The following is a 13,709-nucleotide window of genomic DNA, read 5'->3' as shown; positions in this document are numbered from 1 at the left end:
ATTTAATGATCATTTTGATTAAGATTCCAAGTATTTAGATTTTGAATAGTATGATGAGCAGTTAAATCAAATTGAACCGGTACTACAGAGACATACCCATTTGCCAAAGCCCATTCATCCGTATCTTCACCATGATCCATATTCACAAACTTACCTGTTAACCAATAGTATTCTCTACCCATTGGATTAGTCCGCTTATCAAATTCTTCTTTCCAGTTTGCCCGAGCTTGTCTGCAAACCTTAATACCTTTTATTTCGTGTGCTTTAAGGTTTGGAATATTTACGTTTAGAACAACACCATCTGGTAAGCTATTTTTTAAAACTTCTTTCGTAATAGTTTCAACAAACGCTTTGCAGTGTTCAAAATTCGCGCCCCAACTGTAATCGAGTAAGGAAAATCCAATAGCAGGTATACCTTCTATGCCAGCTTCTAAAGCCGCGCTCATAGTTCCAGAATAGATAACATTAATAGAAGAGTTAGAACCATGATTTATACCTGATACACATATATCTGGTCTTCGGTCTAAAATTTCATTTACAGCTAGTTTTACACAGTCTGCTGGAGTTCCTGAACAGCTATATTCTGGCTGGTTACCATCAATTACAACTTTCTCCAAGTGCAATGTAGAATTAATGGTTATAGCATGTCCCATAGCACTCTGAGGACTATCGGGAGCTACTACCACAACATCTCCAATCCCATTCATGACCTTAATTAAAGTTCTTATTCCGGGTGCCGTAATACCATCATCGTTGGTTACTAAAATTAAAGGCCTTTGTGCCATATGGTGTCCTTTTTATAATTAAGGTAAAAATAGTAAAAACCTCAAAATGTTAAGTATGTTAAGGTTTAACAAAAAATTAGTGTCGTGTTTTTTTATGGCACGATTTTTTCTCACTATTTTAGTGAATTATTGAGTATGAACTTAATAGCAAAAACAAAGAGATTATGCGAGGGAATTACAAGTTTTTTTTACTAGCACTTTTAATAGCATTTGCGTCGTGCAGCTTTACGAGTAAGACATTTGACAATCCGGATAAAGATAAACTACTCATACAGTTGATTACTTATGTTCTCGATCAAGGACATTTTGATCCACAAGAGTTAAATGATGAATTTTCAGAAAATGTATTTTATGATTATTTAAATCAACTAGATCCTTTTAAGCGCTATTTCTATCAATCAGATATAGAAGAATTCGAAGCGTATAAAAATCAGATTGACGATCAATTAAAGTCATATGATTTGTCATTCTTCAACTTAACCCATGATAGATTATTAAAACGTATTTCAGAATCTAAGGATTTGTATGCGGAGTTATTAGAAAAGCCGTTTGATTTTACAAAGGATGAGACTTACACTTCCGAATATGAGTCTTTAGCCTACGTTAAGAATAAAAAAGAAATGAAGGAGCGTTGGAGACAACAGCTTAAGTTTTCTACCATTGCAAATTATGATGAGGTAGTATCACAAAGAGATTCTGATGTTGCTTCAAACGAACTTCCTGAAAGTGTATTTTCTGCAACGAATGAAAAGCAGACCACAAAGGATAATAAATCCATGGCAGAATTAGAAAAAGAAGCTAGAGAAGCTACGAAGCGTTCGCTTGACGAGTTATACGATTTTATAGATGATAGACAACGCAAAGATTGGTTTGCTGTGTATATTAATGCAGTAGTCGAAGAGTTTGATCCGCATACATTTTATTTTGCACCAGAGGATAAAGACAGATTTGATGTTGCTATGTCAGGTAATTTTGAAGGTATTGGTGCAAGACTTCAGAAGAAGATGGATGCAATTGTTGTAAATGAAATCATAAGTGGAGGACCAGCATGGCGAGCTAACGAACTTGAGGTTGGTGATCAAATCCTTAAGGTAAAACAAGAAGATGAGGAGGAAGGTGTAAACGTGGTTGGTATGCGTTTAGATGATGCCATAAAATTTATAAAGGGACCAAAAGGAACAGTAGTTACACTAACGCTTAAAAAAGTTGATGGAACTATTGAGGACATTTCTATTACCAGAGATATAGTTGAGTTAGAAGAAACCTATGCTAAGTCTTCTACAGTAGAGAAAGAAGGTAAAACTTTTGGTGTTATTAATCTTCCAAAGTTCTATGTTGATTTTCAGAGTTACGATAATCGTAATGCTGCATCTGATATAAAGAAGGAAATTGAGAGGCTTAAAGAAGTTGGAATGGAAGGGTTAGTTTTAGATCTTAGAAACAATGGTGGAGGATCGCTTCAAACCGTAGTTGACATTGTCGGTTTGTTTATTGAAGAAGGTCCTGTTGTACAGGTTAAAACTACAGGTGAGCCAAAAGAAGTACTGAGAGATCGTGATAGAGCAATTGTATGGGATGGACCTCTTGTTATCTTGGTTAATGAATTATCGGCATCAGCATCTGAAATTTTAGCAGCAGCAATGCAAGATTATAAGCGTGGTATTGTAATTGGTAGTAAACAAACTTATGGTAAGGGGACAGTACAAAATGTTCTAGACCTAAATAGAATGGTGCGCAACAATTCTAACGGTGATATGGGAGCTCTTAAGTTCACGACTCAGAAATTCTACAGAATCAATGGTGGGTCTACACAGTTAGAAGGTGTTAAAAGTGATGTTATTGTACCAGACCGTTATAGTTACATTAATATTGGTGAAAAAGATCAAGAAAACCCATTGCCTTGGGATAAAATAGATCCAGTTGATTATGAGCAGTGGGGAAATTATTTTGATTATGAAGAAACCATAAATAAAAGTAAAGCGCGAATGGCAGCTAATGAACAACTAAAGTTGATAGACGCTAACGCAAAATGGGTTAAGAAAATTAGAGATCGAGAAGTTTATTCTCTCAATTACAACGATTACAGGGCAGAGATGGAATTAAACGAGCAAGAGGCTAAGCGATTTGAAAAATTATCAGATTACAAAACTGATCTTACGTTTAATTCATTGCCTTATGAAATTAACCTAATGCAACAAGATTCTGTTTTAAAAGAAAAACGTAAGCGTTGGCACGAAAATCTTTCTAGAGATGTTTATATAGAAGAAGCCTTGAATGTCCTAAATGATTTAAGAATGACATATGCAATTAAAAACAATGTTGCAGGTGTAAAGAATTAGAATAAATAGTAGTTTTATAGGATTAAAATAGGACTACTAAAAAATAAATGAAATTTAATAGAAATTCATTAACAAGCTTAGCGCTTCAAAAGTTCAAAAAAAACTTTTGGGGCGTTTTTAGTTTGAGTTTTATTGTCCTAGTGGCATTTATTTCAGTTTTCGCCTATGTTCTTACACCAGATGCTTCAAAGAATTCCAATCAGATGCATTTGTCAATACATTCTCAAGCTCCAGGATTTGAAGTGACAATGCTTACCATACCCTCTGGCATAACATCAGATCAAGGATTTTTTAGTCGTATTTTATTTGGAGAAGAAAATCTTGATACAGAGATTCCTATTGCAACATATAAAGTCGATGGAAATCAATTAATCTATTCAGAATATAAAACTGATAACTCTGAAGGTCAAATAAAGGTAATAGATCTTTCTGTTTTTCCTAATGGAGATTACAGTAAATACTTAGAGAAAAGAGTCTTTTATTTTGGAACAGATAAGTATGGTCGTGATTATTTAAGTCGTGTCATTATAGGTTCAAGAATTTCATTTTTTATAGGCTTTGTTGCAGTTTTTATCTCATTAGTAGTAGGGTTAATTATGGGCAGTTTAGCAGGCTATTATGGAGGTAGAATAGATGCTCTAATAATGTGGATTATTAATGTGACTTGGTCTATACCAACTTTACTTTTGGTGATTGCAATAACTCTAGCATTAGGTAAAGGTTTTTGGCAGGTCTTTATTGCGGTAGGTTTAACCATGTGGGTTGAGGTTGCTCGTGTAGTTCGAGGGCAAGTTATAAGTACCAAAGAAATGCAATATGTTACTGCGGCTAGAGCTCTAGGGTTTAATGATTACAGAATAATTACTAAGCATATACTTCCAAATATTTTTGGCCCACTAATAGTAATATGTGCCGCTAATTTTGCAGCTGCAATTTTGATTGAAAGTGGTTTGAGTTTTTTAGGTATTGGTGCGCAACCACCAATGGCGAGTTGGGGCGCTATGATAAAAGATCATTATAATTATATCATTCTAGGACAACCTTATTTGGCTTTAATTCCAGGAATATCAATAATGCTATTGGTAATGGCATTTATGTTGGTAGGGAATGCCTTAAGAGATGCCTTGGATGTTAAAGCTTAAAAGGATTTATTGCGTAAATCCTCAATTTCATTATTGGTTGCCTCTATAAAATTTAAGACGTCCTCTTGACCAATTTTTTTGCTAGAGGAGGTGATAAAATATGGTGGTAATGCTTCCCAAGTTTTAAGTAATTGTGAGCAATACGCATCTACTTGCCTCTCAATGGCCTTTGGTTTTAGTTTGTCTGCCTTGGTAAAGATAATTCCAAAAGGAATTTCTTTTACGCCAAGATATTCCATAAAATCCAAATCAATGGTTTGAGCATCGTGTCTTATGTCAACTAATACAAATGCTAAGACTAACTGCTTTCTTTGTTCAAAATAGTTGGTAATAAATTTCTGGAATTTCTTTTTAGAAGACTTTGAAACACGAGCATATCCATAACCAGGTAAATCAACCAAATACCAATTGTCGTTTATAATAAAATGATTGATCAGTTGCGTTTTGCCAGGTCTCCCAGAAGTTTTTGCTAAACTTTTTCTATTGGTAAGCATGTTAATTAACGATGACTTACCAACGTTACTTCTTCCAATAAAGGCATACTCAGGTAATGGCCGACTAGGACATTTTGATACATCAGAATTGCTAATTACGAAATCAGCTGATTTTATTTTCATACAGTCTCTTGAGGAAAAGTAATTTAGTTTGTTAGAAGTTACGACTTTCTAACCAACTATTAAGGATTTTATTAAATTCTTCTGGATGTTCCATCATCGCGGCATGTCCACACTTATCAATCCAGAATAAATCTGAATTTGGCAATAAATCATGAAACTCAACTGCAACTTCAGGAGGTGTAACGGTATCATTTTTACCCCAAATAATGCATGTTGGAGTAAGCATCTTAGGTAGGTCCTTTGCCATATTATGGCGAATTGCACTTTTCGCTATCGCTAAAGTTTTAACAAGCTTATTTCTATCGTTTACTGTCTCATAAACTTCGTCAACAATTTCTTTTGTGGCAACCGCAGGGTCATAGAATACATCTTGTGCTTTCTTTTTAATGACTTCATAATCACTGCGTTTTGTATAGCCACTACCCATAGCACTTTCGTAAAGACCTGAGCTTCCGGTGATCACCAGAGCTTTAACTTTTTCAGGATACATTTTGGTGTGATATAAACCAATATGTCCACCAAGTGAATTTCCTAATAAAATAACCTCGTTAAATCCCTTAAACTCAATAAAATCTCTAAGGTAATTTGCAAAACTCTTAACATTAGTTTTTATAAGCGACATGGTGTAAATCGGCAATTCAGGAATGACAACTTTATAGCCATTTGTGCCGAAAAATGAAGTAACAGCGTCAAAATTACTTAGCCCACCCATTAAGCCATGGAGTACAATTATTGGTGTTCCTTCGCCTACTTCAATGTAACTAAATTCCTTTTCTTTTTTTAAAAGGTGCTCCATCTATAATGTTAGTGCTTTCGAGTTAAAAACAAATATAATTAAATCCTCATTAAATGAAAGTTTACAGGTGAAATATCAAATTTTAAATTTTTTGCTGAACTAAAAAGTATGTTGATAATTACCACTTAATTAAAACAGTTGAAAACCGCAGTATAATTAGTCCACTTGAGTATTTGATTTTTATCGAAATAAAACTTATCAACAAAAGTGGGAGTATGTGGTAAAATGTGGTAAATTTTTCAATATATTTGAAATTCAATCGTTAAAAAAGAGTAATCAGAGTAATTGAAATCATTCATTGGAACATACGAGTGTAAGGCTGATTCTAAAGGCAGGTTAATGATACCAGGTGTCTTAAAGAAGCAGATGTCTTCTGCATTGCAAGATGGCTTTGTTCTTAAGCGCGCTGTATTTCAGCCTTGTTTAGAATTGTATCCGATGGCAGAATGGAATGTCCTAATGGCTAAGGTTAATAAGCTTAATCGATTTAAGAAAAAGAACAATGATTTCATTCGACGGTTTACGGCTGGTGTAAAAATGGTTGAGGTTGATAGTGCTGGTCGCCTGCTTATTCCAAAAGATTTAATCAGTTTTTCAGGAATTTCAAAAAATGTTGTTTTGGCTTCTGCCGTAAATATTATTGAAATCTGGGATAAGGATAAGTATGAAACTGCAATTGATGATGCTACATCAGATTTTGCTGAATTGGCTGAGGAGGTAATGGGTCAAGATGATACTGACGATGGCTTATCATAATGCAGTACTCTTAACGGAAACGGTTGATGGTTTAGCAATTGAGCCCAATGGAATTTATGTAGATGTCACTTTTGGAGGAGGTGGTCACAGTAAGGAAATTTTATCAAGGCTTGGAGAAAATGGTAAACTGTTTGCTTTTGATCAAGACAAGGATGCATTAAGCAACAAAATAGAAGATGATCGTTTTGTTCTCATAAATGAGAATTTCAGATATATAAAAAGGTTCTTAAGATTTTATGGCGTAAAGGAGGTTGATGGGATATTGGCTGACTTTGGAGTTTCATCTCATCAGTTTGATGTTGCAGATCGAGGTTTTTCTACGCGATTTGAAGCAGACTTAGATATGAGAATGAACCAAGAAAGTAGCTTGTCTGCTTATGAGGTGATAAATACCTATGAGGAGGAACAGTTAAGACAAATGTTCTTCCAGTATGGAGAATTAAGGCAAGCGCCTGCTATGGCTAGAGCAATTGTAGAGACTCGAGTAACCGGAGATATTAAAACCAGTAAGCAATTAAAACAAGCTTTAAATCGGTTTTTAAATCATAAGAAAGAGAACAAGGTATTGGCCCAAATTTACCAAGCTATTAGAATAGAAGTCAATCAAGAGATTGAGGCATTAAAGGAATTGTTGTTACAAGTGCCTGAGATATTAAAAATAGGAGGTCGTTTAAGTTGTATTTCTTATCACTCATTAGAGGATAGGTTGGTTAAACGGTTTATTAGAAACGGAATGTTTGAGGGTGAGCCAGAGCGTGACATTTTTGGAAATTTTGAAGTACCGTTAAAAAAGGTTGGAGGTCTAATCACACCAACACAAGAAGAAATTAAAATTAATAATAGAGCGAGAAGTGCAAAGCTGAGGATTGCAGAAAAAATATGAAGAAAAGTATTTACAGCATTTTAAGAGGGAAGTTTCTAATCAGTGATGATTCGTTTAAAAATTGGCGGATTATCATTTTTGTTTCTGCCTTAGCTGTAGTAATGATTGCCAGCTCTCACAGCGCAGATGAAAAAGTGCACGAAATAGCTAAGCTCACTAATGAGGTTAAAGAGTTACGTTCTGCATTTGTCGATGGTCGCTCTAAATTAATGCGTCTTAAAATGGAGTCTACCATAATTGATAAAGTCGTAGAAAAAGGTATAGAGATTTCAGAAATACCTCCTAAAAAAATAAAAGTTAAATCACAAAAAGACTGAATGTTCATTGGCAACAACAGAGACTAACATATTAAATAGATTATACTTTGTTTCAGGCTCATTGTTTGTTTTTGCACTGGCGGTGGTTTTTAAATTATGTAGCATACAGTTTATTCAAGGTGATACTTACCGAGAATTAGCCGAGAAACGAACTGTTAAGGATTTTGAAATTCCTGCAAATAGAGGTAATGTGTATTCTGCAGATGGTAGTTTGCTCGCTACTTCAATACCAAAATATGATGTAGGTATCGATCCTGTGACCTCTTCAAATTCAAATTTCGAAACTTACATACGTCCATTATGTGATTCATTAGAAGCATTTACTGGTAAGTCGTCTTTAGGCTATCAAAACAAACTTAGAAAAGCTAGAGAAACCAACAATCAATATGTCCTATTGGCTCGCAATCTTTCCTATTCTGACTTTATAAGATTTAGGCAATTCCCCTTGTTGGAACTTGGTGCTATTAGAGGTGGTTTTGTGTTTAGTCAAAAAACCAAACGCGAACATCCCATGGGAAGAATAGCTGAACGTTCTATTGGATATGAGAAGATTGATGAAAATGGTTATGCTACACGTGTTGGTATCGATGGAGCTTTTGGTATAAAATACTTGAGAGGAGAAAATGGCAAACGTTTGAAACAAAAGATTGGTAATGGACAATGGAAACCAATTGCGGATTTCAATCAAATAGAACCTAAAGACGGTTATGATGTTCATACAACAATCGATGTCAATATTCAGGATATTGCACACCATGCTTTGTTAGGTCAGCTAGAGAAATACAAGGCAGATCATGGTTGTGTAGTTGTGATGGAAGTGGAAACTGGAGAAATTAAAGCGATTTCGAATCTAGGTAGGAATAAGAATGGATTTTATTACGAACGATTGAATTATGCCGTAGGTGAAAGTCATGAGCCTGGTTCTACATTTAAATTAATGGCTTTAGCGGCTGCCTTAGAAGATAAAGTTATTGATACGAGTGATGTTGTTGATACTGAAAATGGAATTCTTTCATTTTATGGGAATAAGGTAAGAGATTCAAGAAACGGTGGTTACGGTAAAATTAGTGTATCGGAAGCCTTTGAGGTGTCCTCAAATACAGGCATTGTTAAAGCTATTGATATAGCATATCGAAACAAGCCATCAAAGTTTGTGGACAGGCTTTATTCAATGAATCTAAAGGATAGTTTGGCTTTGCCAATAATAGGAGAGCCAAATCCAATTATTCCTGATCCAAGAATTAAGAACGGACGATGGAGTGGTATTGCCTTACAATGGATGGCTTATGGATATGGAGTTTCATTTACGCCATTACAAACCTTAACCTTTTATAATGCAGTTGCGAACGGCGGCGTAATGGTTAAGCCAAGATTTTTAAAGGAGGTAAGGGAATTTGATAAGGTAATTGTTCCTTTTGAAAAGGAAATTATAAATCCAAAAATATGTTCCAAAGAGACCATAAGTAAGCTTCAAAAACTTCTCAAGAATGTCGTTGATAAGAAACATGGTACTGGGCACGGACTTTATTCAGAGAATTTTTCAATGGCAGGTAAAACAGGGACTTGTCAAAAGGACTATTCAGATAAGGACAAGTTAAATTATATCTCTTCATTTGCTGGGTTTTTTCCTGCTGAAAATCCAAAATACTCTTGTATTGTAGTTATCCATGAACCAGATAAGAGTGTAGGGTATTATGGTGCTGATGTTTCAGGGCCTGTATTTAAAAGGATTGCTCAAAAAATATATACAGATACACCAATTATCGATGAGGTCAATTCTTTAGAATTTAATAACACTACAGTTGAAAATGACTTTGCTAATTACAATGTCATGGCTAACAAATACAAGCAATTAATGCCAAATGTTGTCGGTATGCCTGCTATGGATGCCATTGCCTTGCTTGAGAATTTACAGGTAAACTTAAATGTAAAATTAAAGGGAAGTGGTGTTATCAAAAAACAGTCTGTAAATAGACACGAAAAATTAAAATCTAATCAGACTATAGTGTTGGAAGCCTCATGAAAGTATTAAAAGACATATTATATAGGGTTACCATAAATGCTGTTGTTGGAAGTACGAGCGTTGATATAAAGAAAATTGAATTTGATTCTAGACAAATTAAAGATCAAGATGTTTTTGTAGCAATAAATGGACTTCAAGTAGACGGTCATGATTTTATTGAAAAAGCTATAAAATCAGGTGCTAAAGCAGTAGTCTGTGAGATTTTACCAGATATTCTAATTGAGGGTGTGACATATATAGAAGTTGCGGATTCTAATCAGGCTTTAGCTTTTATGGCTTCAAATTATTTCGAACATCCGTCAGATAATTTGAAGTTAGTGGGTGTTACTGGGACCAATGGCAAAACAACAGTAACGAGTTTGTTATATCAGTTATTTAAAAAGGCTGGTTATAAGGTGGGATTATTATCTACGGTTAAAATTATGGTAGATAATACTATATATCCTGCGACACACACAACTCCTGATTCACTTAGTATAAATAGGTATTTGAAGTTTATGAACGAAGAGGGTGTTGAATATTGTTTTATGGAAGCAAGTTCTCATGGTATTCATCAAAGTAGAACAGAAGGATTGAATTTTGCTGGAGGTGTATTTACAAATCTATCACATGATCATCTCGATTATCATAACACTTTCGCAGAATATCGCGATGTAAAAAAATCATTCTTTGATGGTTTGCCAAAAAGTGCATTTGCCTTATCAAATATTGATGATAAAAATGGCTTGGTGATGTTGCAGAATACAGCAGCCAAAAAGTATACCTATGCCCTTAAAAATTATGCAGACTATCGAGCTCAAATATTAGAAAATGATTTTAGTGGCTTATTACTTAAGCTTAATGATAACGAGCTCTGGACAAAGCTTATCGGCGATTTTAATGCTTATAACATTCTGGCTATATATGCTACTGCAGAATTATTAGGCTTAGAAACCAATGAAATCTTAAGGCTGATTAGCGAATTAGAAAATGTAAGTGGCCGTTTTCAATATTTTATTTCAGAGGATAAAATTACAGCGATCGTAGATTATGCTCATACTCCAGATGCACTTAAAAATGTCTTACAGACGATAAATAGCATAAGAACAAAGAACGAAGAGCTCATTACAGTAGTTGGTTGTGGTGGTGATAGAGACAAATCTAAACGACCAAAAATGGCCCATATAGCCTCAGCTCTTAGTACTAAAGTCATTTTTACAAGTGATAATCCCAGAAGTGAAGAACCTGATGCCATTATAGCAGATATGGAAGCAGGTGTAGAACCTCAAAATTTTAAAAAAACGCTTTCAATAACAGACAGAAAACAAGCCATAAAAACAGCTTGTCAAATGGCCACGTCAAAGGATATTATTCTAATTGCTGGTAAGGGACATGAGACGTATCAAGAAATAAAAGGAGAGCGCTTCGATTTCGATGATTATAAAACAGTACAAGAACTCTTAAAACAATTACAAAAGTAGATGCTGTATTATTTATTTGAATACTTAGAACAACAATTTCAGTTTCCTGGAGCAACACTTTTTGGGTTCTTAACTTTTAGAGCAGCGGTAGCCATAATCTTATCATTGTTAATTTCTACAATTTATGGTAAGCGTATCATAAGATTTTTACAACGTAAACAAGTTGGTGAAACCATTAGAGATTTAGGTCTAGAAGGTCAGGTTGAAAAGGCTGGAACACCAACAATGGGCGGAATAATCATCATTCTTGCCACCTTGATACCTGTTTTATTGCTTGCAAAGTTAGAAAACATCTATATCATCCTCTTGATAGTAACAACCTTATGGATGGGTACTATAGGATTCCTAGACGATTATATAAAGAAATTTAGAAACGATAAAGAAGGTCTAAAAGGAAGATTTAAAGTTTTAGGGCAAGTTGGATTAGGCATTATTGTTGGTGCTACATTATATTTTCATAACGATGTTACAATAAAGGAAAAGTTACCTATTGAGCAACAAAAAGTGCTACTTGCTGAAAATCCTGACCTGCCTGCGACAAAATTATTTAAGCCAGAAGAAAAGTCAACTAAAACAACCATTCCGTTTGTAAAAGGGAATGAGTTTGATTACTCAAGTTTAATTACATGGATTGGTCCTAATCTTAATAAGTATGCTTGGATCATATTTATTTTGGTGAGCATATTTATCATTACGGCAGTATCAAATGGCGCAAATCTTACAGATGGTATTGATGGTCTTGCTGCAGGATCATCAGCCATAATTGTATTGACTCTAGGCATATTTGCATGGATATCTGGTAACATTATTTTTTCAGATTACCTAGATATTATGTACATCCCAAAGGTTGAAGAAATAACCATATATATAGCAGCTTTTGTTGGAGCCTTAATAGGGTTTTTATGGTACAATGCCTATCCAGCTCAAGTTTTTATGGGAGACACAGGTAGCTTAACTATAGGAGGTATTATTGCTGTGATAGCAATTGCCGTAAGAAAGGAGTGGTTAATTCCTGTTTTATGTGGCATTTTCTTAGCAGAAAACCTCTCTGTTGTTTTACAGGTAAGCTACTTTAAGTATACAAGAAAAAAATATGGCGAAGGAAGACGCATTTTTAAAATGTCGCCATTACACCATCACTATCAGAAATCAGGATATCACGAAAGTAAAATAGTAACACGATTTTGGATTATAGGAATACTATTAGCAATAATATCGATTGTTACACTTAAGATCAGGTAATGAAGCGATTGGTGATACTTGGAGGTGGAGAAAGTGGTGTTGGTACAGCATTGCTTGGGAAGGAAAAAGGGTATGACGTTTTTGTTTCTGATAATGGAACTATTAAAACAAAATACCGTGACGTTCTTTTAAATAATGAGATTGAATTTGAGGACGAAACTCATACAGAATCTAAAATACTAAATGCAGATTTGGTGATGAAGAGTCCTGGTATTCCAGACAAGGTAGAAATCGTTAAGAAAATTAGATCTGCTGAGATAGAGTTGGTATCTGAAATTGAATTTGCATCACGTTTTACTGATGCAGAACTGATAGCAATTACAGGGAGTAACGGTAAGACAACTACTGCGACTTTAACACATCATCTTTTAAAAAAGAATTTAAATGTTGGTTTGGCAGGTAATATTGGAGACAGTTTTGCAAAACAATTACACGAAAATCACTTTGATCATTATGTGTTGGAAGTAAGTAGTTTTCAATTGGATGATATTGTTGACTTTAAACCTTCAATAGCTGTTTTAACCAATATCACACAAGATCACTTAGATCGCTACGATTATAAATTCGAAAATTATATCGCATCAAAATTCAGGATTGTAGAGAATCAATCTTCTGATGATTACTTCATTTATGATGGTGATGATCCTGTCATTTCTGAGTGGATGAAAAATCATTCAATTCAATCAAAATTATTGCCTTTCTCATTAACTAAAACAGTTGAGCAAGGTGCATATTATAGAGATAACGAAATAACAATAACAATAGATAATAACAAATTAACAATGCCTACAGAGAACATTACATTAGAGGGGAAACACAACATTAAAAATGCAATGGCGGCTTCTACCGTTGCACATTTATTAAAAATTAGAAAGCAAACCATAAGGGAGAGTTTGGAGAACTTTCAAGGGGTAGAACACCGTTTAGAACACGTGCTAAAAATAAATAAGGTACAGTACATAAATGATTCTAAAGCTACTAATGTTAACGCAACATATTTTGCATTAGAAAGTATGGATGCGCCAACTGTTTGGATCGTTGGTGGAGAAGATAAAGGAAATGACTACAAAGAGTTGTTTCCATTTGTAAATGAAAAAGTAAAAGCCATAATCTGCTTAGGTGTTGATAATTCAAAGTTATTTGAAGCCTTTGGAAACATGGTAGATATCATTATCGAAACAGAGTATATGTCAGAGGCTGTTAAGATTGCATACAAGGTTTCTGAAGCAGGTGATAATGTATTGTTGTCACCAGCATGTGCAAGTTTTGATTTATTTGAAAATTATGAGGATAGGGGACGTCAATTTAAAAACGCCGTACGTAATTTATAATAATATGATTTAAAATCG

12 protein-coding genes are annotated in these 13,709 nt (G+C 34.4%); 9 read left to right on the top strand and 3 right to left on the bottom strand.

Going from position 1 to position 13,709, the window contains the following annotated elements; genetic code table 11:
* Positions 1-2 precede the first annotated feature (2 nt).
* Complete coding sequence (gene surE / locus ACRHOC_RS00655) at positions 3-785, bottom strand: 5'/3'-nucleotidase SurE (protein WP_431156563.1); 783 nt, start codon at positions 783-785, stop codon at positions 3-5.
* Between the two features lie 164 nt (positions 786-949).
* On the opposite strand from surE, the gene ACRHOC_RS00650 reads away from it, so the two are divergent.
* A complete protein-coding gene (locus ACRHOC_RS00650) occupies positions 950-3,124 on the top strand; it encodes a carboxy terminal-processing peptidase (RefSeq protein ID WP_431156562.1) in 2,175 nt (724 codons plus the stop codon).
* A gap of 47 nt (positions 3,125-3,171) precedes the next feature.
* Positions 3,172-4,266: an ABC transporter permease gene (locus ACRHOC_RS00645; protein WP_431156561.1), complete on the top strand. Its 1,095-nt coding sequence runs from the start codon at positions 3,172-3,174 to the stop codon at positions 4,264-4,266.
* On the opposite strand, the gene yihA is transcribed toward ACRHOC_RS00645, so the two are convergent.
* The gene (yihA, locus tag ACRHOC_RS00640; protein WP_431156560.1) at positions 4,263-4,883 is read right to left on the bottom strand and encodes a ribosome biogenesis GTP-binding protein YihA/YsxC; all 621 of its coding nucleotides are present in this window, start codon (positions 4,881-4,883) and stop codon (positions 4,263-4,265) included. The two genes, ACRHOC_RS00645 and yihA, sit on opposite strands and share 4 nt — an antisense overlap.
* A 31-nt stretch (positions 4,884-4,914) precedes the next feature.
* Positions 4,915-5,679 (bottom strand): alpha/beta fold hydrolase, encoded by a 765-nt coding sequence (locus tag ACRHOC_RS00635; protein ID WP_431156559.1) that lies wholly within the window; start codon positions 5,677-5,679, stop codon positions 4,915-4,917.
* Positions 5,680-5,964: 285 nt separating this feature from the next.
* Here ACRHOC_RS00635 and mraZ point away from each other — a divergent pair, with 285 nt between their 5' ends.
* Genes mraZ through murD form a run of 7 tightly spaced genes read left to right on the top strand, consistent with a single transcriptional unit; the run spans position 5,965 to position 13,691 of the window.
* On the top strand, positions 5,965-6,435 hold the full coding sequence (mraZ, locus tag ACRHOC_RS00630) for a division/cell wall cluster transcriptional repressor MraZ (RefSeq protein WP_431156558.1): 471 nt from the start codon (positions 5,965-5,967) through the stop codon (positions 6,433-6,435).
* Positions 6,410-7,318, top strand: coding sequence for a 16S rRNA (cytosine(1402)-N(4))-methyltransferase RsmH (gene rsmH / locus ACRHOC_RS00625; RefSeq protein ID WP_431156557.1), 909 nt, complete (start codon positions 6,410-6,412; stop codon positions 7,316-7,318). The genes mraZ and rsmH overlap by 26 nt, the downstream gene beginning before the upstream one ends.
* Complete coding sequence (locus ACRHOC_RS00620) at positions 7,315-7,635, top strand: FtsL-like putative cell division protein (RefSeq protein WP_431156556.1); 321 nt, start codon at positions 7,315-7,317, stop codon at positions 7,633-7,635. Before rsmH ends, ACRHOC_RS00620 begins: the two co-directional genes overlap by 4 nt.
* 7 nt (positions 7,636-7,642) lie before the next feature.
* Positions 7,643-9,658, top strand: coding sequence for a penicillin-binding protein (locus ACRHOC_RS00615; RefSeq protein ID WP_431156555.1), 2,016 nt, complete (start codon positions 7,643-7,645; stop codon positions 9,656-9,658).
* Positions 9,655-11,118, top strand: a complete 1,464-nt coding sequence (locus tag ACRHOC_RS00610) for a UDP-N-acetylmuramoyl-L-alanyl-D-glutamate--2,6-diaminopimelate ligase (RefSeq protein ID WP_431156554.1) — start codon at positions 9,655-9,657, stop codon at positions 11,116-11,118. Before ACRHOC_RS00615 ends, ACRHOC_RS00610 begins: the two co-directional genes overlap by 4 nt.
* Complete coding sequence (gene mraY, locus ACRHOC_RS00605) at positions 11,119-12,360, top strand: phospho-N-acetylmuramoyl-pentapeptide-transferase (RefSeq protein ID WP_431156553.1); 1,242 nt, start codon at positions 11,119-11,121, stop codon at positions 12,358-12,360. It abuts the gene before it with no gap.
* A complete protein-coding gene (gene murD, locus ACRHOC_RS00600; RefSeq protein WP_431156552.1) occupies positions 12,360-13,691 on the top strand; it encodes a UDP-N-acetylmuramoyl-L-alanine--D-glutamate ligase in 1,332 nt (443 codons plus the stop codon). Before mraY ends, murD begins: the two co-directional genes overlap by 1 nt.
* Positions 13,692-13,709 lie beyond the last annotated feature (18 nt).

It is taken from the genome of Winogradskyella poriferorum, assembly GCF_050618035.1.
GTDB lineage: Bacteria > Bacteroidota > Bacteroidia > Flavobacteriales > Flavobacteriaceae > Winogradskyella > Winogradskyella poriferorum_A.
The sequence above is the reverse complement of the archived record's forward strand: the minus strand, read 5'-3'. Positions and strand labels throughout refer to the sequence as shown.

Excerpts from the sequence above, each read along its gene's own strand:
- rsmH (WP_431156557.1), top strand. The coding sequence starts at position 6,410 with ATGATACTGACGATGGCTTATCATAATGCAGTACTCTTAACGGAAACG.
- surE (WP_431156563.1), bottom strand. The coding sequence starts at position 785 with ATGGCACAAAGGCCTTTAATTTTAGTAACCAACGATGATGGTATTACG.
- ACRHOC_RS00620 (WP_431156556.1), top strand. The coding sequence starts at position 7,315 with ATGAAGAAAAGTATTTACAGCATTTTAAGAGGGAAGTTTCTAATCAGT.
- ACRHOC_RS00645 (WP_431156561.1), top strand. The coding sequence starts at position 3,172 with ATGAAATTTAATAGAAATTCATTAACAAGCTTAGCGCTTCAAAAGTTC.
- ACRHOC_RS00650 (WP_431156562.1), top strand. The coding sequence starts at position 950 with ATGCGAGGGAATTACAAGTTTTTTTTACTAGCACTTTTAATAGCATTT.
- yihA (WP_431156560.1), bottom strand. The coding sequence starts at position 4,883 with ATGAAAATAAAATCAGCTGATTTCGTAATTAGCAATTCTGATGTATCA.
- murD (WP_431156552.1), top strand. The coding sequence starts at position 12,360 with ATGAAGCGATTGGTGATACTTGGAGGTGGAGAAAGTGGTGTTGGTACA.
- ACRHOC_RS00610 (WP_431156554.1), top strand. The coding sequence starts at position 9,655 with ATGAAAGTATTAAAAGACATATTATATAGGGTTACCATAAATGCTGTT.
- ACRHOC_RS00635 (WP_431156559.1), bottom strand. The coding sequence starts at position 5,679 with ATGGAGCACCTTTTAAAAAAAGAAAAGGAATTTAGTTACATTGAAGTA.
- mraY (WP_431156553.1), top strand. The coding sequence starts at position 11,119 with ATGCTGTATTATTTATTTGAATACTTAGAACAACAATTTCAGTTTCCT.